Source organism: Pseudomonas gingeri (assembly GCF_013386115.1).
GTDB lineage: Bacteria > Pseudomonadota > Gammaproteobacteria > Pseudomonadales > Pseudomonadaceae > Aquipseudomonas > Aquipseudomonas gingeri.
Genome location: NZ_JACAOR010000014.1, coordinates 287,988 through 312,632 on the forward strand (window position 1 = coordinate 287,988; position 24,645 = coordinate 312,632).

Annotated in this window: 22 protein-coding genes; 9 read left to right on the top strand and 13 right to left on the bottom strand. The window is 63.8% G+C overall.

All coding sequences use genetic code 11. From position 1 onward, the window contains the following. Position 1: 1 nt before the first annotated feature. Positions 2–418, bottom strand: coding sequence for a DUF6124 family protein (locus HX881_RS28025; protein WP_177087730.1), 417 nt, complete (start codon positions 416–418; stop codon positions 2–4). A 702-nt stretch (positions 419–1,120) separates the two neighbouring features. Between HX881_RS28025 and HX881_RS28030 the strand changes: the two genes are divergently transcribed. The 3 genes from HX881_RS28030 (at position 1,121) to HX881_RS28040 (ending at position 4,260) form a co-directional block, all read left to right on the top strand. Then, the gene (locus tag HX881_RS28030) at positions 1,121–2,371 is read left to right on the top strand and encodes an arabinose transporter (protein ID WP_177087732.1); all 1,251 of its coding nucleotides are present in this window, start codon (positions 1,121–1,123) and stop codon (positions 2,369–2,371) included. Between the two features lie 9 nt (positions 2,372–2,380). Then, on the top strand, positions 2,381–2,680 hold the full coding sequence (locus tag HX881_RS28035) for an antibiotic biosynthesis monooxygenase family protein (RefSeq protein ID WP_177087734.1): 300 nt from the start codon (positions 2,381–2,383) through the stop codon (positions 2,678–2,680). A gap of 527 nt (positions 2,681–3,207) precedes the next feature. Then, complete coding sequence (locus HX881_RS28040) at positions 3,208–4,260, top strand: DUF1176 domain-containing protein (protein WP_177087736.1); 1,053 nt, start codon at positions 3,208–3,210, stop codon at positions 4,258–4,260. A 74-nt stretch (positions 4,261–4,334) separates the two neighbouring features. Here HX881_RS28040 and HX881_RS28045 read toward each other — a convergent pair whose 3' ends face one another. Genes HX881_RS28045 through HX881_RS28055 form a run of 3 tightly spaced genes read right to left on the bottom strand, consistent with a single transcriptional unit; the run spans position 4,335 to position 6,892 of the window. Then, positions 4,335–4,991 (bottom strand): hypothetical protein, encoded by a 657-nt coding sequence (locus tag HX881_RS28045; protein WP_177087738.1) that lies wholly within the window; start codon positions 4,989–4,991, stop codon positions 4,335–4,337. Next, positions 4,988–6,424, bottom strand: a complete 1,437-nt coding sequence (locus HX881_RS28050; protein WP_177087740.1) for a M48 family metallopeptidase — start codon at positions 6,422–6,424, stop codon at positions 4,988–4,990. The genes HX881_RS28045 and HX881_RS28050 overlap by 4 nt, the downstream gene beginning before the upstream one ends. Positions 6,425–6,463: 39 nt before the next feature. After that, positions 6,464–6,892 carry a hypothetical protein gene (locus HX881_RS28055; protein ID WP_177087742.1) on the bottom strand — a complete coding sequence of 143 codons (429 nt, stop codon included), beginning with the start codon at positions 6,890–6,892 and terminating at the stop codon, positions 6,464–6,466. A gap of 161 nt (positions 6,893–7,053) precedes the next feature. On the opposite strand from HX881_RS28055, the gene HX881_RS28060 reads away from it, so the two are divergent. Further along, on the top strand, positions 7,054–8,001 hold the full coding sequence (locus tag HX881_RS28060) for a helix-turn-helix transcriptional regulator (RefSeq protein ID WP_177087744.1): 948 nt from the start codon (positions 7,054–7,056) through the stop codon (positions 7,999–8,001). A gap of 249 nt (positions 8,002–8,250) precedes the next feature. Beyond that, positions 8,251–8,667 (top strand): hypothetical protein, encoded by a 417-nt coding sequence (locus HX881_RS28065; protein ID WP_177087746.1) that lies wholly within the window; start codon positions 8,251–8,253, stop codon positions 8,665–8,667. Between the two features lie 42 nt (positions 8,668–8,709). Here HX881_RS28065 and HX881_RS28070 read toward each other — a convergent pair whose 3' ends face one another. Beyond that, entirely contained in the window at positions 8,710–9,531 is an 822-nt protein-coding gene (locus HX881_RS28070) for an aldo/keto reductase (protein ID WP_177087748.1), read from the bottom strand. Positions 9,532–9,767: 236 nt separating this feature from the next. On the opposite strand from HX881_RS28070, the gene HX881_RS28075 reads away from it, so the two are divergent. Together HX881_RS28075 and HX881_RS28080 are read left to right on the top strand one after the other, a co-directional pair. Beyond that, positions 9,768–9,983, top strand: coding sequence for a TOBE domain-containing protein (locus HX881_RS28075; protein WP_017124334.1), 216 nt, complete (start codon positions 9,768–9,770; stop codon positions 9,981–9,983). Then, positions 9,980–11,059, top strand: a complete 1,080-nt coding sequence (locus tag HX881_RS28080) for a sigma-54 interaction domain-containing protein (protein WP_177055790.1) — start codon at positions 9,980–9,982, stop codon at positions 11,057–11,059. The genes HX881_RS28075 and HX881_RS28080 overlap by 4 nt, the downstream gene beginning before the upstream one ends. Before the next feature lie 63 nt (positions 11,060–11,122). Here HX881_RS28080 and HX881_RS28085 read toward each other — a convergent pair whose 3' ends face one another. The 6 genes from HX881_RS28085 to HX881_RS28110 form a co-directional block, all read right to left on the bottom strand. Next, on the bottom strand, positions 11,123–12,265 hold the full coding sequence (locus HX881_RS28085; protein ID WP_177087750.1) for an LLM class flavin-dependent oxidoreductase: 1,143 nt from the start codon (positions 12,263–12,265) through the stop codon (positions 11,123–11,125). Continuing rightward, entirely contained in the window at positions 12,255–13,271 is a 1,017-nt protein-coding gene (locus HX881_RS28090; protein WP_177087751.1) for an LLM class flavin-dependent oxidoreductase, read from the bottom strand. The genes HX881_RS28085 and HX881_RS28090 overlap by 11 nt, the downstream gene beginning before the upstream one ends. Positions 13,272–13,499: 228 nt before the next feature. After that, positions 13,500–14,495, bottom strand: coding sequence for an LLM class flavin-dependent oxidoreductase (locus tag HX881_RS28095; RefSeq protein ID WP_177087754.1), 996 nt, complete (start codon positions 14,493–14,495; stop codon positions 13,500–13,502). Beyond that, positions 14,492–15,511, bottom strand: a complete 1,020-nt coding sequence (locus HX881_RS28100; protein ID WP_177087756.1) for an LLM class flavin-dependent oxidoreductase — start codon at positions 15,509–15,511, stop codon at positions 14,492–14,494. Before HX881_RS28100 ends, HX881_RS28095 begins: the two co-directional genes overlap by 4 nt. Continuing rightward, the gene (locus HX881_RS28105; RefSeq protein ID WP_177087758.1) at positions 15,508–16,836 is read right to left on the bottom strand and encodes an LLM class flavin-dependent oxidoreductase; all 1,329 of its coding nucleotides are present in this window, start codon (positions 16,834–16,836) and stop codon (positions 15,508–15,510) included. Before HX881_RS28105 ends, HX881_RS28100 begins: the two co-directional genes overlap by 4 nt. Before the next feature lie 65 nt (positions 16,837–16,901). After that, positions 16,902–19,337 carry a TonB-dependent receptor plug domain-containing protein gene (locus HX881_RS28110; RefSeq protein ID WP_177087760.1) on the bottom strand — a complete coding sequence of 812 codons (2,436 nt, stop codon included), beginning with the start codon at positions 19,335–19,337 and terminating at the stop codon, positions 16,902–16,904. 450 nt (positions 19,338–19,787) lie between these two features. On the opposite strand from HX881_RS28110, the gene HX881_RS28115 reads away from it, so the two are divergent. After that, positions 19,788–20,780 (top strand): P1 family peptidase, encoded by a 993-nt coding sequence (locus HX881_RS28115; RefSeq protein ID WP_177087763.1) that lies wholly within the window; start codon positions 19,788–19,790, stop codon positions 20,778–20,780. A 63-nt stretch (positions 20,781–20,843) separates the two neighbouring features. On the opposite strand, the gene HX881_RS28120 is transcribed toward HX881_RS28115, so the two are convergent. Further along, positions 20,844–21,842, bottom strand: a complete 999-nt coding sequence (locus tag HX881_RS28120; RefSeq protein ID WP_177087765.1) for an NAD(P)H-quinone oxidoreductase — start codon at positions 21,840–21,842, stop codon at positions 20,844–20,846. 207 nt (positions 21,843–22,049) lie between these two features. Between HX881_RS28120 and HX881_RS28125 the strand changes: the two genes are divergently transcribed. Further along, positions 22,050–22,925 carry a LysR family transcriptional regulator gene (locus HX881_RS28125; protein ID WP_177087766.1) on the top strand — a complete coding sequence of 292 codons (876 nt, stop codon included), beginning with the start codon at positions 22,050–22,052 and terminating at the stop codon, positions 22,923–22,925. A 39-nt stretch (positions 22,926–22,964) separates the two neighbouring features. On the opposite strand, the gene HX881_RS28130 is transcribed toward HX881_RS28125, so the two are convergent. Beyond that, positions 22,965–24,329 (bottom strand): tetratricopeptide repeat protein, encoded by a 1,365-nt coding sequence (locus tag HX881_RS28130; protein WP_177087768.1) that lies wholly within the window; start codon positions 24,327–24,329, stop codon positions 22,965–22,967. Between the last annotated feature and the right edge of the window lie 316 nt (positions 24,330–24,645).

Here is a 24,645-nt window from a genome sequence, read left to right on the forward strand (position 1 = left end):
GTCAGGTGTGAGTCTGTGCAGATGCCCCATCCAGCAGTGCATCCACCACGGTTCGTGACAAGGTCACGCAATGAATCAGCCCCATCAGCAGATCACGTTCGAAACCACTCAGGCGCGGGCAGATTTCATCGGCGTTCAGTTCGGCGGATTTGAGCAATTGCGATACCTGGGTCAGCGCGACCCTGGCAGTGATGCCGGGTTGGACGGAGAACAGCGCGGGAGCGGACGAGGTGTTGGATTCGACGGCTTTGAATACCGTAGCGGGCAGCGTTTCGAGAAGTATCGACGTTTGATCGTGCGGCGGCTTTGATGAGATCTGACCTTGCGAATCGCGCGTTACCCGGCTCGGACAGGTCGCTTTTTCCGCAACATTGGAAGTGCTGCAAGGTGGTGGGTCTGGGGTGATTTTCTTGACCATGGCGAATCTCCTATTACGTTCATAGGGCCCATCCATACTCGCTGCGATACGAGGGTGGCGAGCTGCGCGCAGGTTCGCAGACCGGTGAATAGGAAAACCGGCAGGCCTAAGCCTCCTGCGCACAGCCCGCCATAACGCGGATTCAAAAAAGCCGCTTTCGCGGCGCTGTGCGCCTATTCATCGCCGGGCTGCGAAACCCGTATCGCTGAATTTGCAGCGACCTCAGGACTCTAGCCACCCCAGCAGACGCACACAATATTGTCCCATGCCGATAGCGCGTAGGAAAACGGCGTATTTCCTGAAAGCCATTTCGAGTCTTTGCCGGATGTTGCAGTTGTCTGGAAAAACCGGGAGGGCAGCTATTAGCTTAGTACCCGCCGCCGCTAAAACCTGAGTGCAGTCCCTCCGGCTCACCCTCAAGAGTCCAGCCGAAGAGGCGCGCCCAAGGCCTCTTTGCCAAGCAGACCGTGGCTCTGCCTGCCTTTACGGCGGGGGTGGGCCTGGCGTAACAAATGCGAATAGTGGCAACGACGCATCCATCGTATTCTGGAAATGTGAATGATTCGTCGCATTTCAATCATTTGCGAGCAACATCCGCCGTATTCCGGCCGTAAGCGTTCACGTCAACCAACGCGCTTAAAGACCTCCTTCAGCAGGGCCAGCCACGTGTCGCTGCCACTGAAGAGTTGCCTGGAAAAAACCATGAATCAATCTGTCAAACCTGACTTCGACGGCACGCCGTTGCTTTCATCCGTTTCTGCCGCATCTGCCCAACCGTCGGCATCTGCCACGGCCAATCCCGGTGTTTTCCTGAAGCTACTGCCGATCACCCTCGCCATTTTCATTGGCTTTCTTGTGATCGGCATGCAACTGCCCGTGCTGCCACTGCACCTGCATGACACCCTCGGCATGGGCACGCTGGTGGTGGGATTGGTGGTGGGCTCGCAGTTCGCGGCGGCGCTGTTGTCACGGGCCTGGGCCGGCAATTTTGCTGATGTGCGCGGCGCCAAGCGTGCGGTGATCAGCGGCTTTCTGGTGGCCGCCAGTTCGGGGTTGGTCTACCTGGCATCGCTGGCGTTTGTCGACATGCCCGCGGCCTCGGTCTGGATACTGCTGGCGGGGCGCATGCTGTTGGCGCTGGGCGAGAGCCTGGTGGTCACCGGTGTGCTGGGCTGGGGCATCGGGCTGGTCGGGCCGCAGAACGCGGGCAAGGTAATGTCCTGGGTCGGCATTGCCATGTTCAGTGCCTATGGACTGGGCGCACCGCTCGGCGTAACGGTCAATGCCCAGTGGGGTTTTGCCGGTATTGCCGTGGCGACGATGCTGATTCCGTTGCTGGCGGTCGCGGTGGTCGGCGGTGTGCAGGCCGTTGCCCCTGGCGCGGCCCGACGCACGCCGTTCTACAGCGTGCTGGCGGCCGTGTGGAAACCGGGCCTGGGCCTGGCGTTCTCGAGCGTGGGATTTGGCCTGATCACCGCCTTTATCGCCCTGTTGTTCACTTCCCGCCACTGGGGCAATGCCTCGCTGGCCTTCACGGTGTTCGGTGTGGCCTTTATCGGCGCGCGTATTCCCTTCGGCCACCTGCCGGACAAACTGGGAGGCGCGAGGGTGGCCCTGGTTTGCGTGGCAATCGAGGCGTTGGGCCAAGGGCTGATCTGGACGGCCGATACGGCGCTGGTTGCCTACCTGGGCGTGGCCTTGACCGGCTTTGGCTACTCGCTGGCCTTTCCAGGCTTTGGCGTCGAGGCCGTGCGCCGTGCGCCGCCTCAAGCCCGCAGCCTGGCCATGGGCGCCTATGTGGCATTTCTGGATATTTCCCTGGCCATCACCAGCCCATTGGCGGGCGCATTGGCGGCCCTGGGCGGCATGGCGTCGGTCTACCTGGCCGGTGCCGTGGCGGCGGCCTTGTCATTCTGCGTGGCGTTGAGGCTGCTGGCCGGGAACGCGAAGTGAGGAGGGGTCATGCCGATCGTTGCCGTCAATACCGTGCATATTCGCCTGAACGCCGGGGAGGGCTCTGCCCTGGATATTCTACAGGCCCTGGCCTCGAGGCTGGGTGAGTCGGCGGGCTGCCTGGGCTATGGGCTGACGCCTTGCCCGCAGGATCAGCGCACCTGGATTCTGGCGGGTTATTGGGCCAGCGAGGCGCAAATGAACGCACATTTCTCCAGTGCGCAGATGATCTCGGCCATCAACCAGATGGTCGAATCGCGGGCTTATTTGGGCTTTGCCTGTTTCTGTCTGCCGGTGCTGGGAGGGTAAAGACCGTGCCGGGGGGATTTGGCGAGAGTCGCCCCGGGGGAGGGGCAACCTATTCAGTAACGGCGCATGGGCTGTGAAGTTTACTCGCCGCTTGAATCTAGGCGATACCACTTCGAAATAGCATATGCATCATGAGCATTGCACATGCGCATGATTCAGAACAAGGAGAGTTAATCATGATAAATGAAAGTACCCATTCTCAAGAAAAAACAACTGGACAAGTACCCGAGGGCGCTCCCGGATCGACGATTCGGCAGGGTGTTTAGGGGCGGGAAGGGGGGAACAGGCTGCTATCGGCTGTGGATTCAACCGGTCGCTCACCCACTAAGAAATCCCGGTGGCAAATCAAGGACAGCTTCCGGAAGCGGCACTGTCGGGACATAGCGTTGCAGAATTGGTATCCGCTGGCTGGAAGACCGTGCCGATTGTTCCAGGCAGGGTTTCTGTTGTGCCTGACGGCCATGCAATAGGTATTAGCGAAGAACCCTGCCCTAATAGAGTTTTTCTAGTCTACAGGCGCCTGTTTGATGACCCGACTCCCCCTCATATTCCTGATGGCTGCTGTAGTTACCAGTGTTAACGCCGCCGAAGATGTCCCTTTGGAGCGTTCTATCAAGGACTGGATTATCGGCTGTGATAACACGCGCGCTTGCACGGCTATCGGTGCCGTCCCGGTGCGCGACGATATCGGCACCACGACGTTTAGCCTGCGTGTAACGCGTGAAGCCGGCCCGCATGGAGACTTGCGGGTAGGCGTGTTCAGCTACAACGCCACCCGTGGTCAGCCAACACTCGATGGCAAACCGCTGAAAAATCGATTGGAGCCTGGCGAACTCAAAGCAGGTAAGGTATCTGAGGTTTTTGCTCTGACCGGAACCAATGCCGACGCCTTGATCGCAGAGTTGCGCAACGGGCGGGAGTTGATTTTACCCATTGAGGGCGGCACCTCCGCCGCCTCGCTAAACGGGATGAGCGCGGTTCTTTTGCTGATGGACTCGGTGCAGGGTCGGGTGGGTACACAGGACGCCCTGATCTCCAAGGGACCAGGGCCAGGCAGCAGCGTGCCACAAGCACCTGTCGCGCCGCCGCTGCCGGGTTGGCAGGCACCCGTTGCACTAGCCCCGCGCAGGGCGAAAGAGGTCGCGGACACGGTGATGGCCGCCACGCGCAAGGAGTGGCAAGAAGATCTGAGTGAAGGCGTTGCGCCAAAAGCGCAAGCCTATGCCTTGAGTGCAGATCAAGCGCTAGTGATCATCCAGACCGGCTGTGGGGCATACAACTGTTTCTACAATATTTACCAGGCGCCCCTGGACCACCCGGAGCAGGCGCGCAAAGCGCTGATCGCCGAGGTGCCAAACCTGCCGGAAAGGGAGCCTCTGGGCAGCGTCGATTTTGATCCGGCCACGGGTGAACTGAGCAGTGAGGCGCTGGCGATGGGCATGGGAGGTTGTGGCACTGCGCTGCGTTGGCGCTACGACGGTACCGGTTTCACGCTGACGCGTGCGGCTGAAATGAACACTTGCATGGGACTGGAGCAGACTGACTGGCCTGTGCTGTGGCGTACCGAGGCAAGCCGCTAGAACTGTCGAATACATCAATGTTTGTGGCGAGGAGCGAGCTCCCTCGCCACAAACAGGTGTAGCCCCTTACCCATTCAGGAAGCCTTCAACGCCCGTAACTCACCCTCTACACGCGCCGCATTGCAGTAGGTGTCCAGCATCTCCAGCACCTGGTCGCCCGTGAGGACTTTACCGTTCAGTTGCAGGCCGAATAGCGTCAGGCATATCTGTGGCTCCCGGGAGCGCTTGATCTTGACGTGGGGCATCAGTGGGCCCGCGGCGTTTTTGCAGGCTGGCAACGGGACACCCTCGCGCAATGTCAGTGTGATCCATATCTTGATGCGGCCCTCTTTGATGTGGATATCACCGATATCCAGCAGATCGATTTCTGCATCAAGGTTGCGAAACCACAAGTGGCTATGGGTCAGGCGCATCAGGATTTCTTCGCCGGCCCGACGGTGCAGCCACACCCCGCTGAGCAAGACCAGCGCCACGATTGCAAAAATCCCTCCCATAAACGCGTTTTTGCCATCCCATATACTCCCGCCAGCCATCACGAAAGCGAACAGTGACAAGAGCAACAGGGTGCGGCGCACCTTGCGTGGGTAGGCCAGTTCGGTGACTGCGGGCACCTCGGCCAGCCATTCCTCGCGTTCCTGGATGGCAGCCTGCAACTGATCGCCAGTGTGCTGGTTAAAATCTTCAGTGAGGGATTGGGCCAGGCTGGCCAGTGGACCATCAGGGTGGTTCATACCGGTACTCCATTCTTGTTGGCATCGACAGCCGACTGCGGATCATTAGTGAGTTGACTGAACCACTGGCGGTCGTGCGCGGTGGGCGCCCGTGTTGCCTGGGCCAGCAACTGGTCGTCAAGAACCACGCCCAGTTGCTGCAGGCGCACGGCAGTGGGGGGATGGGTATCGAACGGATGAGCGATCGCGTGATCCATCACCGCCTCGTTCAAGATCACCGGAGCCTGGCGAAGGTGTTCCGCTAACGCCTGGATCAAGTTGGTGTGGGTACGCTGGCCGAGCAGTTTGTTGACTTCGGCGTCAAGGGCGATGACGCGCAGCAGCGCCTGGCAAAAGAGCCGCTCACCGGCAATTTGCGCACCTACCCGATCCGCCACCAATTCCTGCGCACGGCTCCAGTGGTGCACGGCTATCTGGAAGTGGTGCAGAAAGTGCCACGTCATCCAGATCGCCGGACGTTCGATCCAGGACGGCATGTCATCCACCGCGCTAATGTTCAGGAAATGCATATACATCAGGCTGAACCGTGCCCCAGCTTCACTGCCGCGCTCGGTGTCGCGGCTGCTGAAGTGGCCAAGCTCATGGCCGATAATCGAGGCTGTTTCTTCCTGGCTCAAGGTCGACAGGAAAGTGAGCGGCAGGTACATCGTACGGCCCGTCAACAGTTGTCCCGAGGGTTGCAGGGCCACCTGGACACTGGTGACGAAAAACGATTGATCGACCCCAATCACAATGTGGTCTGGCACGGGCGCGCTGGTGACGGCTGCCAGTTTTTCGATCCATTCCCATAAGGCCGGGGCGCTGGTCCGGCTGATTGACCGCCCCAGAAACCCGGATTGCGGCGTTTCCATATCCTGCCATTGCCGACGCAGGCGCCCGATCAACAGCACGCCCAGGTACAGCATCACCAGCAAGGGCACAACGACCAGCAGTATCGTCATGCCGCTGTTCTGGCGGTTGCTCCAGCCCCAGCTGACTTCATACAGCAGGGCCATCGCCAACGCCCCGACAATCAACCCGGTGTAGACCACCAGCCACTGTCCCAGCGCACGCCAACTCAGTACCAGGCGATCATAAAGAAAGTCCCGCGAGCGCAACGCGCGCCAGGCATCCAGGCGCAGCTTTAACCAGGTAGCAGTGCCCGCCAGCACGGCCGCGATCGCCAGCCAGTAACCGAGAAACGCCAGGACCTGGCGCATGTGCACCGATCCCTGGTCGGCATCGGCCCGAGCGACCTCACGTTGCAGGTAGCCACGCAGACTATCGTCCGAGATTACCGGTGTTGTGCGCCATTGTTGCGGCAGTTGCTGCCTCAATTCATCGCTCGGGCTGGCGAGCCATTGGCGCATCACCTGCGCTTCTTCCAGTGTGCTGTCGGCACGCCAGCTCTGAATGCTGCTCCAGCCCATCAGTACCAGCGGCAGCAGCAACATCGCCAGGCCCCACGACCATCGTCTCAACAGACTCATGGCTCAGTTCGCCTGGAGATAGTCAGTGAGAAACGCTTGCGCATTGCCCTGACTTGCCAGAGCCTCGTTATAGGCGACTGCCAGCGCTTTTGCTTCGCCTGGCAAGTACAGCTCTCCCCAGCCGTTTTGCAGAATCAGTACGACGAACTTCTGACCGTCTACCGTGGTGTAATAGCGCGTGTCCTTGCTGGTCTTCTCGACAGACATCTTTTGAATTTTCAGGTTCCAGTCGTGGTCAGCGCCTTCCACTTGCACCAGTGCCTGATTTTCGTCACGCGCCCCGATACGCAGTGTCCAGACTTTCACCCCGGCCTCACCCGAATACGCAGCGACCTTATCTGCTACGTCCGGGCGATCTTGAGCGAGGGTATTGCCCGTCATGACGGTCAGTACCAGGCTTAGCACGGCAGCCCATTTGCGATAAATCAGCATACTCAGGTTCCTTGAATTTCACGGCCGACCATTGAAATTCACCCTCAGCGATCTGCCAACCGTGCAGGCCGTTGCGCACAACAATGAGCCTGCGGTTCACAACGACGAGTGACGGGGTACAATGGGGCGAACACATAAGGACATGACCCAACCCCTTCTTGATGAAACGCCAGAATCCTTATCTCGACACACACTTCTGTTTCGATCACCCGGGCCCCCTGGACCAAGCCGGCGTATTCGACGACAGCGCTCGTCAGGTTATTGGTTCTGCCATCGGCCACTACCGCGCGCGGACCGTTCGGCCTGACCTGCAGTATTTCGACTGTGACTTGCAGTTCCCCGAGCCGCTGACTATCCACAAGGTATTGCCCGACAGTGTGTGCATCGTGCATGTGCTCGGCGGACAGTGGCAGCATCGGGTCGACGGTGTGCTCAATGAATACACCACTGGCGCAGTCCATGCGCTGGGCCTGAGTGAAAGCATGGAAACCGTCGATCAACTGCCCGCCGGCAGTCATGCGCGTATGGCCGGGCTACGCATCGCAGGCGATTATTTGCGCGAGCTGGCCGAAGAAGACTCGTCGCTCCAGCCGTTACTCAGCCTGCTCAATGACGGAGTTCAATTTTCGGAGCTGCACGGCTGCCCTGCACTGGGGCGTTTGCTGGAGCGGATTTATCACTCTCCGTACCAAGGCGCTTTGGAGCGCCTTAATCAGGAAAGCCTGAGCCTGGCAGCGCTGGTGGAGCTGGCCGCCCATCTAGCCCCTCAACCTGCCAGGCCAATACCTGCGGTACGCGGTCATTCAGACCTGGCCCATGAAGCGCGGATTCAACTGGATGCCAACCTCATCGCCCCTCCCGGTACTCAAGCGCTGGCCCGGAGCCTGGGTGTGGGGGAAACCACGTTGCGCCGGGCGTTCAGTCAAATCTACGGCCAGTCGATGCTGGATTATGTGCGCCAGCAACGCATGGAGCTTGCTCGCAATCTGCTTCGTCAGCGCAAGTGGCAGGTGGCGCAGATCGCCTACCGTCTGGGCTACGCCAATCCCGCTAACTTCAACCACGCATACAAGGCCTACTTTGGTCACCCGCCAGGTGCCGAACGCTAGAAAGCAAAGCAATGGGATCTGATTTCGGCGCTATTGCATTGAAAATTATTTGCCGTTCGGGTTTTTTCTATCACTAAGTGACTAAATTTTTACACGTTGAATTGACCGCTTCCGGCCGGAAGTAGCCCTTCATAGGCGGCCGCGTTCGTCCCCTGTAAACGACATCTCCAGCGCCTTTGCGATGTGGGCCAAGATCTTTGTGCATTCGTCAGAAACAATGAGCGGTGGCTCATTAATCATGTAAAGCAGGTGTTCGAACGCTATTCCAGCCTCGTTGTGATCGACATAATCCAGAACGATTCGATCGTACCCACGCTCTGCGTGGGCATGCAGCCCGTGACGCTCTGCGTCACAAAGAGCGGACGCAGAGCGTCCAGTGAGACACTCCCACGCTGGAGCTTGGGAGCGATCAATCACACCTCCAAATACATCACCAAACCCTACCCGACGTTTGCCATCGACGGCCTGCCGTTTGAGGTCTGGCTGCCACGGCAAGATCCCAGTACGGAGAGGGACCTGGTCAGCGCACATCGGGGTGTCGATCTTGATCATGACGTCGAGTTGATCCTCAAGGCTGCGCAGGCCTGCTTCGAAGCCTTGCGGGCTCAGGATCCATCACGCGCATCACATCGCGATATGGGGGCTGGCGAAAACCTCCCTCCATAACCTGAAGGCAGTCCACGCCCAGCCTGTCCGCACGCCCAATCCTCACACCATCGCCAACCGATGCTTGCGCTTGGGCGGGACGAACACCCGGTCGATGGCGTCCAGGTCGTGCTCGTCCAGCTTGAGTTCGGCCGCCGCCGCATTGAGCCGCACATGCTCCAGGTTGACCGCCTTGGGGATCGCCAGCATGCCGTCCTGGCGCAGCACCCAGGCCAGGGCCACTTGCGCCGGCGTGGCGTTGTGCCGTTCGGCGATATGCTGGAGGGTCGAACTGTCGAGCAGGGCACCACCCTGGCCGACCGGGCAGTAGGCCATCAGCGGCAGGTTGTGTTGCTGCCACCACGGCAGCAGGTCGAACTCGATGCCGCGCTCTTCCAGGTTGTAAAGCACCTGGTTGGTGGCGCAGAACGGCGAGGCCAGTTCCTGCAGGTCCTCGACGTCGAAGTTGGATACGCCCCAGCGGCCGATCTTGCCCTGTTCGCGCAGTTGCTCGAAGGCCTCGACGGTTTCTTCCAGCGGGTACTGGCCGCGCCAGTGCAGCAGGTACAGGTCGATATGGTCGGTGCCCAGGCGTCGCAGGCTGCGTTCGCAGGCCAAGGGAATGCCCTTGCGGCTGGCGTTGTGCGGATAGACCTTGCTGACCAGGAACACCTTGTCGCGTTGCCCGGCGATGGCCTGGCCGACGACTTCCTCGGCGCCACCCTCGGCATACATTTCGGCGGTATCGATCAGGCTCATGCCCAGTTCGATGCCGGTTTGCAGGGCACGCACTTCATGGGCGCGCTGTTGCCGGTCCTCGCCCATGCGCCAGGTGCCCTGGCCAATGACGGGAACGGCCACGCCGGCCAGATCGAGCGTTCGCATTGAAGCCTCCTTGGAGTTATCCATGTGGCAGCGGCGGGCCCCCGGGGTTCCGTCGCGCAGTTCTCTGGAATCTGATTCTAGCCATGTCGGCAGCAGGGTGAGGAGGATCGGATTGCTTATTCATTTAAGGAATAAAATGATGATTATTAATTCCTTTTGAAAAATCCGATAAAGGTGCACTTTAGCTCCAGCACTGCACGATGTACGTGCCCCTTTACCAGATAGGAAGCTGCCCCATGACCATCAAAGCGATCAACGTCCGTAACCAGTTCCGTGGCGTCATCAAGGAAATCCTCATCGGTGACGTGGTCTCCGAGATCGATGTGCAAACCGCTTCGGGTATCGTCACTTCCGTCATCACCACGCGCTCGGTCCGCGACCTCGAACTGGCGGTCGGCAGCGAGGTGATCGCCTTCGTCAAATCCACAGAAGTCTCCATCGCCAAACTATGAGTACGAGCCCCGGACATCCCAGTCCGATCCTGACCCTGCCGCAGGGCGAAAAAGATCCGCTGTCGATTCGCGCCAAGGCCCTGGTGTTTGCCGACCCGCGCTCCCGGCAATTGCTCGATTACCTGCAGCGGGTCGGTCCCAGCGAAGCGCCGGTGCTGATCAATGGCGAGACCGGTACCGGCAAGGAGCTGGTGGCGCGTTATATCCATTCCTCCAGCGGTCGCAGCGGCGCCTTCGTGCCGGTGAACTGCGGGGCGATCAGCGAAACCCTCGCCGAGAGCGAGTTCTTCGGGCATGAGGCCGGGGCCTTTTCCGGGGCGGTCGGGCGGCGTGCCGGCTGGTTCGAGGAAGCCGACGGCGGCACGCTGTTTCTCGATGAGATCGGCGACCTGCCGCTACCGTTGCAGGTCAAGCTGCTGCGGGCCCTGCAGGAGCAGGAAATCGTCCGGGTCGGTTCGCGCAAGCCGATCAAGATCAATATCCGCCTGGTGACGGCGACCAACATCGACCTGGAGCAGGCGGTGGAGGCGGGGAATTTCCGCCTGGACCTGTTCTACCGGATCAATGTCGCCCAGGTCCAGGTGCTGCCGTTGCGCGAGCGTCCGCTGGACATCCTGCCGCTGGTGGAACACTTTCGCAAACTCTACAGCCTGCGCCTGAAAATCAGCGAACCGATGCTTTCCGAAGCGGCCACCCAGGCGCTGCTCGACTACCCCTGGCCGGGCAATATCCGCGAGCTGGAAAACGTCGTGCACCTGGCCCTGCTGGTGGCGGGCGACAAGCCGATCCGTCCGGAACACCTGAAGTTCTCCGCCGGGCTCAGCGCTTCGCGGGCAAGCTCCAGTAGCAGCGTGGCGCGGGTTCCCCAGGACGTGATGCGCGAGCAGTTGCTGCGTCTGTTCGAGGTGCCGGGGGAAACCCTGCTGCACGATATCGAGGACCTGATCGTGCGCGAGGCCTTTGCCTTCTGCGGCTTCAACCAGCTGCGCACGGCCGAGTTGCTGGGGATCACCCGCAATGCCATGCGCACCTTGCTGGTCAATCACGGCATGCTCAAGGGCCGGGTTAAGTCCTGAGGTTGTTTGGTTGGGGGATAGGGGGGGATGGCCGCCTTTGGCGGATCGCCGGCAAGCCGGCTCCTACCGGGGGCGGTGTTGGGTTTTGGGCTGTGCGGTGCTGATCCGCCGCAGTTGCGGTAGCAGTTCGCTGCCCAGGTGAATCGCTTCTTCCAGGTGCGGAAAGCCCGACAGGATAAAACTGTCGACCCCCAGTTGGTGATATTCCTCGATCCGCTCGGCCACCTGTTCGTAGCTGCCCACCAGGGCGGTTCCCGCACCGCCCCTGACCAGACCGACACCGGCCCAGAGATTGGCCGAGACTTCCAGTTCCCGAGCCCGCCGCCCGCGCCCCTGGACCAGTTGCGTCTGGCGGGTCTGGCCGACCGACTCATAGGCCGCCATCTGTACCTGGGCGCGCTCGATGGCTTCCTTGGGGATTTCCTCCAGCAGCTTTTCGACATGGGCCCAGGCTGCATCGTCAGTGGCCGCGGCAAAGATGTGCAGGCGCAGGCCGAAGCGCAGGCTGCGGCCCTGCAGCGCCGCCAGCTCGCGCATGCGCTGGATGCGCTCGGCGATCATCGCCGGAGGTTCGCACCACATCAGGTAAGTCTGCGCATGGGCCGCACCGACCTGTTCGGCCGCGGTCGAGGCCCCGCCGAAATAGATCGCCGGCGCCGAGGCATGGGGGGTGATCGGCGTCGCGCTGCTGCTGCGGTAGTAACGACCGTGGAACGGCAGGCCCTTGCCAGCCCAGACCGCCTGGAACACCTGGAGGAATTCGGCGGTGCGGGCGTAGCGTTCGTCATGCTCGAGAAAGTCCCCCAGCGAGCGCTGTTCGAAACGACTGGAACCGCTGACCACATGCAAGGCCAGGCGGTTTTCGCTGAGCAGTTGCAGGGTCGCGGCACGGTGCGCGGTATAGGCGGGCAGTTCGAGGCCGGGGCGCAAGGTCAGCAGGAACTTCAGCCGACGCACCTCCTGGGCCAGCACCGCGGTGATCAGCCAGGGGTCTTCGAAACCGCTGGCGGTGGGCACCATGATCGAATCGAAGCCGGCCAGTTCGGCGGCACGGACGATCTGGCGCAGATAGTCCAGGGTCGGGGCCCGTTCGCCGGCCTGCAGCAACCCGCTCTTGGGCAGGCCGCTGCTGGTCAGGTGGCGGCCGTCGCCATTGGTCGGCAGGAACCAGTCGATTTCGAGCGGGGTACGAGGGTCATTGGTCATGCACGGTGCGCTCCTTGCGCAAGCCTTGGGCCGTCAGCAACGGCAGGATCTGTTCACCGAAACGCAGCACCTCGCGGACCGCCGGCTGGCCTTGGACGATCACCTGTTCCAGGCCCAGGCCATGCAGCTGTTGCAGGCGGGTGGCGACCTGGTGCGGGGTGCCGACGATAAACAGCGGTTGATCGCTATGGGGCTGCCACAGGTTGGGGTGGATTTCAAAGCGCCGGGCCGGATGTCGATGACGCTTGAGCGGCAGGACCCGGGCGGAGGTTTCATGGGCCTGGAGCGGCACCTGTTCCAGGGAGGCCTCGGCGGCGTCCCAGGCCTCGTCCTCGGTGTCGCGTACGATCAGCCCGAAGCTGCTGGCAAAACCGGGTCGGCCGGCGTTGCCGCGCAGCCGCTCGATGGCCTGTTGCAGCCAGTCCGGCGAGCCGGAGCGCAGCAGGCAGAAGCTGGCATGGCGGGCAATCAGCGCGGCGTCCTGGGAGTCATCCAGGACAATCGGCGGGGCCGGTAGCGGGCGGCGGGCGACCCCGGCGTTTTCCAGCTGGAAGTAGCGTCCGTCATAGTTGAACTCGGCGCTGTCGGGCTGCAGCAGCGGGCCGAGGATATCCAGGTATTCGCCGATCCGCTCGTTGCGCTGGTCGCGGTTGAGCCACTCGCCGAAGGCGCTGCGCAGGCTGCCTTGCTCGCTGTCGGGCAGGTGCAGGCGCACGCGGTGGGCGCTGATCGATTGCAGGCTCTGCAAGGTGGCGGCGAGGGCGGCCGGAAGCATGACTTCCGGTGGCACGCTGACCGTCAGTTGCACCCGCCGGGTATGGGCGCAGAGCGCCGCCGCCACGCCCAGGCTGTCGGCGCAATGGGCGCCGCCGGGAATCCACAGGCCATCGAGCCCGGCGTATTCCGCGGCCTGGGCCAGTTGCATCCATTCGCCGGGGCGCTGGGCCCACCCCGGGGTCTGGCCGGGACCGCAAAGCGGCAACTGCCAGCTGAATTCAAGTGCCATGGGGGGCCTCCGGAGAGGTTCGGGGTGGGTGGCGGTGGTGTGTCAGATACTGCGCGTTGTTGCCGATCGCCGGCAAGCCGGCTCCTACAGGGGAGGTGTTGGATCGGGGGTTAGGGGATGGCCGCAGGATTTGTAGGAGCTGGCTTGCCAGCGATGGGGGCCTTGAGCCCTGCGGTGCCGGTGCGGGCGCTATCGCCGGCAAGCCGGCTCCTACAGGGGGCGTGGCGTTCATGTGGGTTGCCAGCCGAGTGCCGGGGCGATCTCGCGGGCTAGGATCTCCAGGCGGCGGAGAATCTGCGCCTGGGTCGAGCTTTCCGCCTGGACCACGGCGATCACGTAGTCGGCATAGGGCAGCAGCGACGGGTCCTGGCGCAGGCTGGCGATCACTTCGTCCGGATGGCCGTGGTGCACGTTCATCAACCGCAGGTGTTCTTCCAGGTCGACGGCTTCGTCGATCAGCCCTTCACGCTTGAGCCGCGGGATATGCCGCTCGATATCGACCGCCAGTTCGGCCCGGGCACTGGCGCGGTCGGCGGCGGGGAAGATCGCCCGCACCACGCCGATGCGCGATGGCTTGTCGTCATGCGTCCAGGCTTGCAGATAGGCGTCGGCCAGGGGCTTCTGCACGGTCAGCGGATCATGGGTCGCCGTGCCCAGCAGCAGGCCGTTGCCCTGGCGCGCGGTGTAGGCCGCGCCTTCGAGGCTGCCATGGGAATGCCAGAGGCGGCATGCCAGGGCAGCGGCCGGCGGTTGCAGGGTCAGTTCGCTGCTGGCATCCACCGGGCCGCCCTCGAGCAGTTGCTGCAACCGTTGCTGATGGTGGGCGAAGTCCTGTTGCCGCTGTCCGGCTTCGCGGCGGAAGGCTGCGAAGTTGTCGAGGTTGGCGCCGCCGCTGCCCAGGCCCAGTTGCAGGCGTGCGCCGCTGAGGCTGTCGAGTACGCTGGCATCTTCGGCCAGTCGCACCGGGTCTTCGAAGGGCAGGACGATGACTCCGGTGCCCAGCTCGATCCGCCGGGTACGCTCGGCCACCGCCGCCAGCAGCACCAGCGGCGAAGGCAGGCGGCCGAAACCGTTGCTCAGGTGGTGCTGGGCAATCCAGCCACCGTCGAAGCCGAGGGCTTCGGCGACCTCGAACTGCTCGATCAGGTCGCGGTAGACCTGCCGTGGATCGTCGCCGAAGGCGTGGCTGAGAAAACCCAGCTTGAAGGGTTTGGCACTGCTCATGGGCGGTGGTTCTCCAGAGGCGCTGGGCGCTCGCTGTGGGGGCGCCAACCCAGGGCGGGGGCGATCTGTTCGCGGATGATTTCCAGCGAACGGATGGCCTCGCGCAGCGGGGTATTGGCGGTTTGGACCTGGACGATCAACTGGTCGTTGGCGCTCAATTGCGGCCCCTGGGCGAGGCCTTCGATAATTTGCTGCGGCGAGCCATGGAGCACGCCGAGGCGACCGAGCACGCTGTTGAAGTCGTCATCGAGCCCGGCCCGGTAGACGCCGATGCTCTGCTGGCGCCGGACATAGCCGAGGATATCGCTGTGCAGCGCCGAGCCCTCGGCCGCCGCGTCCGCGCCGGGGAATACCGCCTGCACCCGGGCGACCCTGGCCGGGGTGCCGTTGTCGCCGGTCCAGGCGTTTCGATAACGTTCGACCAGTTCCACGCCGGCTTCGGCCGGCAGGTGCGGATTGGGCGCCATGATCAGCCCGTTGCCGCGGGCGGCGACCAGTTCGACCCGCGAAGTCGCTTCCCACAGTCGCCGTCCGAGTCCTTCGGCGCGGGGCAGCAGGCGCAGGCCGTCGTCGTTCAATGGGGTGTTGCCGAGGGCCGAGCGCAGGCGCTGCAGGCGTGTTTCATAGTCGCGGTGCCGTTCAGCGTGGGCGAGGCCGAAGGCGTCGTAGGTCTGCGGGTCGAAGCCGGCACCAAGGCCCAGTTCCAGGCGCCCGTTGCTCAGCAGGTCGAGTACCGCGGCGTCCTCGGCCAGGCGCAGCGGTTCTTCCTGCGGCAGGACGATAATCCCGGTGCCCAGGGCAATGCGGCGGGTTCGCTGGGCGATGGCGGCCAGCAGGACCAGGGGCGAGGGCAGGCGTCCCTGTTCACTGGCGAAATGATGCTGGGCCACCCAGCCACTGTCGAAACCCAGTTCCTCGGCGACCCGGAACAACTCCAGGGTGTCGCGGTAGACCTGCGGGTCGAAGGTCGGGCGATAGACCCGGCTGAGAAAGCCCAGTGAGAAACCGCCGCTCATGATCGGCTGAACCGGTTGGCCGGGCGAGGCAGCCCGAGGTTTTCCCGCAGGGTACGGCCGGCGTACTCGCGACGGAACAGCCCGCGTTCCTGCAAGAGTGGAATCACCTGATCGACAAACACCTCGATGGCGCCCGGGTAGTACGGAAAGAACACGTTGAAACCGTCGCAGGCCCGGGCCTGGAACCAGGCCTCGAAGCTGTCGGCGATATCGGCGGGCGTGCCGATCACCGGATTGCCGCCGGCCAGGTGCAGGTACAGCTGGCGGATGCTGAGGTTTTCCCTGCGGGCCAGTTCCAGCACCTTGTCCCGGCGACTGCCGCGCTGGCCCACCGGGGTATCCGGCAGCGGGCCGTCGAGATCATGGCCGCTCAGGTCGATATCGTCGCCGAGGGTGTCGGCCAGCAGGCGCAGGCCGAGTACCGGGTCGATCAGCGCCTGGAACTCTTCGAACAGCGCCTGGGCCTGTTCGCGGGTCTCGCCGATAAAGGGCGTGACGCCGGGGAGGATCTTGATATGGTCCGGATCGCGGCCGAAATCGGCGGCCCGGGCCTTGATGTCCTGGTAGAACGCCTGGGCGGCGGCCAGGTCGTGATGGGACGCGAAGATCAGTTCGGCAACGCGCGCGGCCAGGGTCTTGCCGGCTTCCGAGGCGCCGGCCTGGACCAGCACCGGATGGCCCTGGGGCGGTCGGGCGACGTTCAGCGGGCCGCGTACGCGGAAGTGTTCGCCCCGATGGTTGAGCGTGTGCAGCTTGTCCGGGTCGAAGTACTGGCCGCTGCGCTTGTCGCGGACAAAGGCATCGTCGTCCCAGCTGTCCCACAGGCCCTTGACCACGTCGTGGAATTCCTCGGCGCGCTGGTAGCGGTCGCCGTGGTCGATATGGTTTTCCCGACCGAAGTTCCAGGCCTCGTCGGAGACCACCGAGGTCACCAGGTTCCACGCCGCGCGACCGCCGGACAGGTGATCGAGGGAAGCGAACTTGCGCGCGATATGGTACGGCTCGTTGTAGCTGGTGGTGGCCGTGGCGATCAGGCCGATATGGGTGGTGACCGCCGCGAGGGCGGACATCAGGGTCAGCGGCTCGAAGTGTTCGGCGCGGGCGGTGCGGCTCAGGGCATCGTGATGATGACCCCATAGCGCGACCACGTCGGCGACGAACAGGGCGTCGAACCTGCCGCGTTCGGCGGTTTGGGCAATCGCCTTGAAGTGGCCGAAGTCCAGGCTGGCATCGGCCTGGGCCAGGGGATGACGCCAGGCGGCGACATGATGACCGCTGTTGGCGAGGAAGGCCCCCAGCTTGAGTTGATCGGTACGGCGGGTCATGGGCAGGCTCCCGGTGAGCGGGGCGGCGCCGGCGACCGGCTGGGTCGAGGGCGCCGCCAGGAGGGTCAGAAGTTGTAGGTCACGCCGGTGTACCAGTAGCCGCCGGTGGTGCCGTAGGGCGAGAAGTTGCCGTAGGGGAAGGCCCCCGAACTGCTCGGCAGCTTGGTGCGTTCCGGGTAGATGTTGAACAGGTTGTTGGCCCCGGCGGTGAGGGTGATGGCCTTGTTCAGGTGGTAGTCGATATTGAGGTCGGTGATCCAGGTCGGCGAGAAGGTGCGGTCGTAGATCGCGGCGGTGCCGTACTGGGTGTACTCGCCGTAGCGGGTCAGGTTCAGGCCGACGTCGAACTTGTCGATGCTCCAGGTGCCGCCCAGCAGCAGTTTGGACTCAGGCGTGCCGTACTTCAGGTTGCCCTGGCGCTGGCGGTCGTAGCCGCCGTCCGGGCCGAGGGCCTGCTGGGCGACGTCCGAGGCGTGGATCGAGTCGATCTCGGTGGTGTTCCAGTTGAAGCCCAGGCTGTAGCGCAGGCTGCCGTAGGCGCCGAGGTCCTGGCGGTAGTCGCCGACCAGGTCGAGGCCGCGGGTGGTGGTGTCCAGGGCGTTGGTGAAGTAGGTCACCGCCTGGTTGGTGTTGAGGCCGGCCGCGGCGAGGATCGCGTTGATCTGCGGGGTGCCGCCGAGGTAGCCGGTCTGGGCGATGCGATCCTTGATCTTGATCTGGTAGGCATCGAGAGTGATGCTGGCGTTGTCGATCGGCTGCAGGGTCAGGCCCAGGCCGAAGTTGGTCGATTTCTCCGGCTTGAGGGTGGAGGCGCCGAGGGCCTTGGCGACATCCGAGTCGACGGCGACGTTGCGGTAGTCGATCAGGTTGCCGTTGACGCTGCTCTGGGAGGTCGAGCTGTAGATCTGCTGGGCCAGCGACGGCGCACGGAAGCCGGTGCTGAAGCTGCCGCGCACGGCGAGGATCGGCGTCAACTGGTAGCGAGTGGCGAACTTGCCGTTGGTGGTGGTGCCGGAGCCGTCGTTGTAGTGCTCGTAGCGCCCGGCGAGGTCGACATGCCATTTGTCGGTGAGGTCCTGGCCGATCTCGGCGTAGGTGGCGACGCTGGTCCGGCCTTTCTCGGCGGCGTCGGCCGGGGTGGTGCCGGCGCCGGAGATGGTCCCTGGGGCGATCGGGTTGCCGCTGGCCCCGGTGGCGAAGTTGCCGAGGGCATAGGACTCGTAGTCACCCTTGCCGATCTTGTAGTTCTCGTAGCGTTGTTCCAGGCCCCAGGAAATCTGCGTCGGCTTGGCCAGGCCGAAGTCGAAGGCGCGGGTCAGGTCGAGGTTGTTGGTCCACTGGCTGAAGGTCTTGACCCCGGTGTCGACCGACGTCGGCGAGTTCGCCCCGTAGCTCAGGTTATAGGTGTCCCGCAGGGTCGCCTGGGCGTGGTCCTGGCCGTAGGTGCTGGACAGGTCGTAGTCCCAGCCGGCGACCTTGCCCTTGCCGCCGAACGCCACCTGGAAGTCGTTTTCGATAAAGCGCAGGGAGTCCTCGATACCTTCCGGGAATGGCGTGGCGATGCCGTCGAAACTGGCCGGCTGGTGGAACGCCAGGGGTTTTTCCGAGTTGCGTCGGGTGTAGGTGGAGAACGAGTACAGGGTCAGGGCGTCATCCACCGGCAGCTCGGCGTTGTAGCCGAAACTGAAGTTGCGCGACTCCGGCAGGCCGGTGCCGTAGTAGGTGTGGCGTTGGCTGGTGTTGCCGGCGCTGTCGGTATAGGGCGCGTCGTCGGAGCGGTCGGAGACGTTCTGTTTCTTCACGTCCAGGGCCAGGTTGATAAAGCCGTCGTTGGGCAGCGACAGGCCGAGGTTGCCGGTCTGCCGGGCGGTCTCGCCGTCGCCGTTCTCGAAGTTCTGGCCGTAGGTGGTGGACAGGCTGCCGCCGTGGTCGGTCTGCTTGAGCACGATGTTCACCACGCCGCCGATGGCGTCGGAACCGTACTGGGCCGAGGCCCCGTCGCGCAGTACTTCGACATGGTCGACCAGGGCGGTCGGGATCATGTCCAGGTCCACCGGCTGCGAGCCGGAGTTGAGGAAGGTGCCGTTGTTCAACAGGGCGCTGTTATGCCGGCGCTTGCCGTTGACCAGCACCAGTACCTGGTCGCCGTTGAGGCCGCGCAGGCTGATGGGGCGCACTACCGAGGTCGAACCGTAGCCGGAGGACGCCGGCAGGTTGAGTGACGGCAGTACCTTGCTCAGGGCGCGGGTCAGGTCGCCCTGGCCGGTGGCGAGCAACTGCTTGGAAGAAATCACATCCACCGGGGCGGTGCTTTCGGCCAGGGTCCGGGCCTGGCCGCGGTTGCCGATGACCACCACGGTGTCCAGTGGGTTGTCGCTGCCGGCGGTGTCGGCGGCGAGGGCCAGGCTGCTGTAGCTCAGGGCCTCGCAAACCGCGAGGAACAGCAGGCTGTGGGTGAAGGTGGTGCGGGCCTGGCGGCCGGCGGCGCGTGTCGAACTCATGATGTGAATCGCTCCAATGGGATCCCCGGTATGTCCCCGGTCGGGGTCAACCTTGTCGGGTAAGGCGACGGTGTCGTGGCGGGTCGTCGCAAGCGTGGTCAGTGACGGCTTGTTGCCGGACCGGCACGGTGGCCGCGGTCTCAAGCTCTGCTGCAGGCGGTAGAGCAAGGCCTGTGCCATTTATAAAAATTGTTTATAAACAATGACTTGGTTGTGTGTTTGAGCAAAATATGGTGTTTTTCTAACAACGCCATTCCAGGCTGTTGGTTTTTCTACAGTCGCTTCGGGGCGGGAGACGTGACAGGGGCGGGTGTTGGTTTGTCAGCAGTCGGAAGGCGAGTGTTGATTAAGCAGCAGCCGATGCCGGGTGACACCGAACAAACCGGGGGAGGACGGGCTGGCACATCACTTGCTGAAGGGTTTGCCACTCTCTTTTTCCAGGATGTTCTTATGCCGTTACCGGGGTCCCGCAATTTGTTGACCGATGTACCTGGCGTCCTCGTCGGGCACGCTACCGACCGGCGTGTCGATACGGGCGTGACGGTGATCCGTACCGACGGTGCCTGGACCGCCAGCATCGATATCCGCGGTGGCGGTCCGGGCGGTCGGGAGTCGGCGGCACTGGAACCGGAGAACATGGTCGGGCAGGTGCATGCGCTGGTGTTCGCCGGGGGCTCGGTGTTCGGCCTGGGGGCGGCGGATGCGGTGGCGGCGGCCCTGTCGCTGGAGGAAGTGGGCCTGCACCTGAAAGCCGGCGCGCCGGCGATTCCGATTGTTCCCGCTGCCGTCCTGCATGACCTGGCCAATGGCGGTGACAAGCACTGGGGGCTTGAACCGCCTTATCGCCGGCTGGGCTTCGAGGCGTTGGAAAATGCCGCCGAAGACTTTGCCCTGGGCTCGGTGGGGGCCGGTCGCGGCGCCATGGCCGGGGTGCTCAAGGGCGGCTTGGGATCGGCCTCGCTGGCACTCGACGACGGCCTGGTGGTGGCGGCGCTGGTGGTGGCCAATCCCATCGGTTCGGTGTACATGCCGGACGGTCGGACCTTCTGGTCCTGGCCCTGGGAAATCGCCGGCGAATTCGGTGGCGTACGCCCGACGACCGTGATGGACACCAGTGACCCGATGCCCGAACTGTCGCGCCTGGACAGCATGGGACGGCTGCAGGCCGGGGCCAATACCACGCTGGTAGCGGTGGCCTGCAATGCCCGGCTGACCACGGCCGAGTGCAAGCGGGTGGCGATCATGGCCCAGGATGGCATTGCCCGGGCGGTGCGTCCGGCGCACCTGCCGTTCGATGGCGACACGGTGTTCGCCCTGGCTTCCGGCGCCTTGCCGTTGGTGGAAGGGCCGCGGCGCCAGGTGCAGATCGGCTGCATCGGCGCGGCGGCGGCCGACTGCGTGGCGCGGGCGATTGCGCGGGGGGTGTTCGAAGCCCGGCGTTGACGCGGGTGCGCCGAGCTCGTCGATGGCCGCCGGGGCGTCTGGTGGGACAGAGACGGGGGATGTCTATGCCACCCGCAACACAATCTTCCCGATATGATCGCCACCTTCCATCCGTGCATGGGCCTGGGCGGCGTCGGTGTAGGCATAGACCTTGTCGATCATCGGCAGGCAACGCCCGGCGTTCAGTACCGGCCACACATGCTCGCGCAATTGGGCAGCGATCTCGGCTTTTTCCTCCCGGGTGCGTGAGCGCAACAAGGAGCCGGTGATAATCGCGCGCTTGGCCATGATGGTCAGCAGGTCGACGTCATTGCCCTTGGCCCCGCCGAGGAAACCCAGCATCACCAGGCGACCTTCCATGGCCAGGGCCTTGAGATTGTCGCCCAGGTACGAGCCGCCCATGATATCGAGGACTACGTTGACGCCTTTGTCGCCGGTCTTTTCGGCTATTACCCGGGCAAAATCCTGCTCGCGGTAATTGATCGGCTCGGCACCCAGGCTGGCGATGGCGGCGCATTTGTCGGGGCTGCCGGCGGTGGCGAAGGCCTCGATGCCGAATTCGCGGCACAGCATCAGTGCGGTGGTCCCGATACCGCTGGTGCCGCCGTGAATCAGCGCGCGCTGGCCTTTATGCACGCCGCCCAGGCCGAACAGGTTGGCCCAGACGGTGAAGAAGGTTTCCGGGATGGCGGCGGCCTGAATCCAGTCCATGCCTTCGGGAATCGGCAATGCCTGGCTGGCGGGCACCGTGCAGAACTGCGCGTAACCGCCGCCATTGGTCAGGGCACAGACTCTATCGCCGATGGCGTACTCGCTGACGCCATCGCCCAGCGCAGCCACTTCGCCGGCCACTTCCAGCCCCGGAATCGGGCTCATGCCGGGTTTCATCGGATACTTGCCGGCGCGCTGCAGGGCGTCCGGGCGATTGACCCCGGCGGCATGCACGCGAATCAGGATCTCGCCGGGGCCCGCCACCGGCACGTCGGCCCGGCGCGGTTGCAGGACTTCAGGGCCACCGGGGGTGGTGATTTCAATCAGGGTCATTTCCTGGGGCAGGGTCATGATCGGTACCTTATGCAGTGGGGCAGCAATGTTGGGCAACTGAAGCGGGACGGCGGTTCAACCAAGGTGTCGGCGCTGGCGGCACGATGATCGCGCCGCCGGCAATCCCGGGTGTTTTCTACTGGCGTCCAGCATATCGAGGATTAGTGATGCAATAATGCAGCGATTACACGGCACTCAGATGCATATATGCATCACGGGGGGATGATGAACTGGGATGATGCGCGAATGTTTCTGGCGGTGTGCCGCGAGTCGACGCTGCGTGGCGCGGCTCGGGTGCTGGGGGTCGACCAGGCCACCGTGGGGCGGCGGATCAACGCCCTGGAAAAGGCCCTGGATGCGACCTTGTTCCTGCGCACCTCCGATGGCTACGCCTTGACCGCTCTCGGCGAGGCGGCCCTGCATTCGGTGGAAAAAATGGAACGCTCGGCCCAGGACCTGCAGCGCCAGATCCAGGGGCAGGATGATCGCCTGTCCGGCATCGTGCGGGTCAGCACCACCGACTCGCTGGCCATCGACTTCCTGATCCCGGCCATCGCCAGCCTGCACGAAAAACACCCGGATGTACGCGTGCAACTGGACGCTTCCACCCAGTTCCTCAGCCTGGCCAGGCGCGAAACCGATATCGCCGTGCGCAATGCCCGCCCGGACAGTCCCGACCTGATCGCCCGACGCATTGCCCGCTGGCCGGTAGGGCTGTTCGCCTCCCAGGCCTATATAGACCGTCACGGCATCCCGGAACCCGGCGGCCTGTTCGAAGGACATGACCTGGTGCTGTATCAGCCCTACCTGCAAAACCAGAAGGACATGACCCTGGCATCCGAACCCCTGGGGCGCGGGCGCATAGTGACGACCCTGAGTTCCAGCCTGCTGGTGCGCCGCTCCATCGCCGCCGGTATCGGCATCGGCGAAGTCCCGGTGTACATCGGCGAAAAACATGGCCTGGTGCACCTCTGGCCGCAGCGCACGCGGCCCTTGCCCTACGACGTGTGGCTGGTGACCCACGCCGATCTGCGCCACACCGCGCGGGTACGGGTGGTGATCGATGAAATCGTCGCGGGGTTTGCCGGTACCGGCGAGTAGTTCGATCGTTCCCGCGTGGTGGGACGATCGGCACCTGCGTCAGCCCGGCACGACCTGGTTGATCCGCGCCCTGGCCCGCTCGGCTTCCGAAGGCAGGCCGAGCGCGCTGTACACCCGCTCCAGATGTCGGTTGACCGGCACATCCAGCGCATCATGGCCACGGCGCAGTTCCAGGGTCTGCTGTGCCACCAGCCAATCCTTCGAACGCAGCCGCGCATCGAGCTCGATCTGGGCGAACAGGTCGCGCTGGGCATGGCTGCCGCCGATATCGTTGAGCCGTGGCAACACCCCGCTCAGGCGCTGTACCGCCGTTTCCCAGTCGCCACGGGCATGGGCCAGCAGGCCTTCGGCCAGGGGCAGGGTGACCTGGGCCCAGGTGGTCCGGCTGAAGGCCGGGGCAGTCAGGCCGCGCTCGCGCAAGGCCTCCAGCAACTGCTCCGCCTGCGGCTGTCCGGCCCGTGCCAGGCCGTACAGATACTGGACGCTGAGGAACGGTTGCACCGTATCGCCGGTTCGCGCTTGCAGGTAGGGCACCAGTGCCTGCCAGCGTTGCCCGACGTCGACCCCGGCCAGCTCCAGGCGGCCCAGCAGCGATACCGCGCCAACCTGGTCCTGGGAGTACTCCGGCAGGATGCCCCAGACGTGGCGGTCATAGATCTCCAGCACCCGCTGCTCCTGTCCGCGTGCCAGGTAGAACAGCGCCAGGTGCCACCAGTTATGGGTGTACATGAAGGAGTTGAGGCCTTCCCAGTGATCTTTCACGCTTTCGAGGAAATCGATGCCTTCCTCGATCCGGCCGTGGGTCAGCAGGACGTGGGCCAGGGCGTGCTGGGCCCAGGGCTCGTCGGCTTGCAGGTGCAGCGCCTGGCGCGCGGCGGCTTCGGCCTGGTCCAGCAAGTGGCATTGTTCATAGGCGAAGGCCAGCAGGCCGTGGCTGTGGGCGATCTCCGGCGCGGCGTCACGGGCCTTGAGGGCGATGCGCAGCAACGCCGGCCAGTTGCCGCGATTGAACTCCACGTATTGGTTGAGCTTGGCGGCGAACAGGTCCCGGGGGAAACGGTCGAGCAACTGTTCGCTGAGGCCCAGTACGCGGCCCAGGTCATCGCCGATCCAGGCATTGAGGATCGCCAGGTACAGGTTTGCCCGCAGGTGGTTCGAGCCCACGGCGTCGGCCCGCTGGCGATAGCGCTCGGCGAGGACGGGGCCTTCGGGGGATTCGCTGAACATCAGCAGGATGCCCGCGAGGGCATTCGCCAGCCGCGAGTCCGGATCGGCATCGGCCGCTGCGAGAATGTCCTCGGCGCGGGGGTGATAGGCGAGAAAGCCGGAGATGAACGCGTCGATGCCGCGTCGGGTCGAGGGGAGACTGCTGTCGATGGGGTTGCCCAGGTAATCCAGTGACATAGGGTGAGGCTCGGTAGTTCGAAGACAGCGGGTATCGCAAGGGTTGTGCCAGGGCACGCAGGCTCCCGTGATCGTTCCCACGCTCTGCGTGGAAACGCCTCTCTGGACGCTCTGCGTCCGCCTTGATGACGCGCAGCAGGCCTTTGCTGCACGTGGCAACGATCAATCGCGGTTGCAGGCTGCTGCTTTTTCCACACCGGCAAACGCGGGTTGTGGTTTTTTCATCAGGCCGCCTGCCGCGCAATGTCCCGCCAGCGCCGCCGGACAGGGCCGCGAAAGCACTGGCACAGGCCTTGCTAAACCGCTTCAAAGGGCA

Coding starts and splice junctions, on each gene's coding strand:
- HX881_RS28110 (WP_177087760.1), bottom strand. CDS start 19,337: ATGAGTTCGACACGCGCCGCCGGCCGCCAGGCCCGCACCACCTTCACC.
- HX881_RS28055 (WP_177087742.1), bottom strand. CDS start 6,892: ATGCTGATTTATCGCAAATGGGCTGCCGTGCTAAGCCTGGTACTGACC.
- HX881_RS28105 (WP_177087758.1), bottom strand. CDS start 16,836: ATGACCCGCCGTACCGATCAACTCAAGCTGGGGGCCTTCCTCGCCAAC.
- HX881_RS28040 (WP_177087736.1), top strand. CDS start 3,208: ATGACCCGACTCCCCCTCATATTCCTGATGGCTGCTGTAGTTACCAGT.
- HX881_RS28130 (WP_177087768.1), bottom strand. CDS start 24,329: ATGTCACTGGATTACCTGGGCAACCCCATCGACAGCAGTCTCCCCTCG.
- HX881_RS28035 (WP_177087734.1), top strand. CDS start 2,381: ATGCCGATCGTTGCCGTCAATACCGTGCATATTCGCCTGAACGCCGGG.
- HX881_RS28080 (WP_177055790.1), top strand. CDS start 9,980: ATGAGTACGAGCCCCGGACATCCCAGTCCGATCCTGACCCTGCCGCAG.
- HX881_RS28075 (WP_017124334.1), top strand. CDS start 9,768: ATGACCATCAAAGCGATCAACGTCCGTAACCAGTTCCGTGGCGTCATC.
- HX881_RS28045 (WP_177087738.1), bottom strand. CDS start 4,991: ATGAACCACCCTGATGGTCCACTGGCCAGCCTGGCCCAATCCCTCACT.
- HX881_RS28100 (WP_177087756.1), bottom strand. CDS start 15,511: ATGAGCGGCGGTTTCTCACTGGGCTTTCTCAGCCGGGTCTATCGCCCG.
- HX881_RS28060 (WP_177087744.1), top strand. CDS start 7,054: ATGAAACGCCAGAATCCTTATCTCGACACACACTTCTGTTTCGATCAC.
- HX881_RS28115 (WP_177087763.1), top strand. CDS start 19,788: ATGCCGTTACCGGGGTCCCGCAATTTGTTGACCGATGTACCTGGCGTC.
- HX881_RS28120 (WP_177087765.1), bottom strand. CDS start 21,842: ATGACCCTGCCCCAGGAAATGACCCTGATTGAAATCACCACCCCCGGT.
- HX881_RS28090 (WP_177087751.1), bottom strand. CDS start 13,271: ATGGCACTTGAATTCAGCTGGCAGTTGCCGCTTTGCGGTCCCGGCCAG.
- HX881_RS28050 (WP_177087740.1), bottom strand. CDS start 6,424: ATGTTGCTGCTGCCGCTGGTACTGATGGGCTGGAGCAGCATTCAGAGC.
- HX881_RS28030 (WP_177087732.1), top strand. CDS start 1,121: ATGAATCAATCTGTCAAACCTGACTTCGACGGCACGCCGTTGCTTTCA.
- HX881_RS28085 (WP_177087750.1), bottom strand. CDS start 12,265: ATGACCAATGACCCTCGTACCCCGCTCGAAATCGACTGGTTCCTGCCG.
- HX881_RS28125 (WP_177087766.1), top strand. CDS start 22,050: ATGAACTGGGATGATGCGCGAATGTTTCTGGCGGTGTGCCGCGAGTCG.
- HX881_RS28070 (WP_177087748.1), bottom strand. CDS start 9,531: ATGCGAACGCTCGATCTGGCCGGCGTGGCCGTTCCCGTCATTGGCCAG.
- HX881_RS28095 (WP_177087754.1), bottom strand. CDS start 14,495: ATGAGCAGTGCCAAACCCTTCAAGCTGGGTTTTCTCAGCCACGCCTTC.
- HX881_RS28025 (WP_177087730.1), bottom strand. CDS start 418: ATGGTCAAGAAAATCACCCCAGACCCACCACCTTGCAGCACTTCCAAT.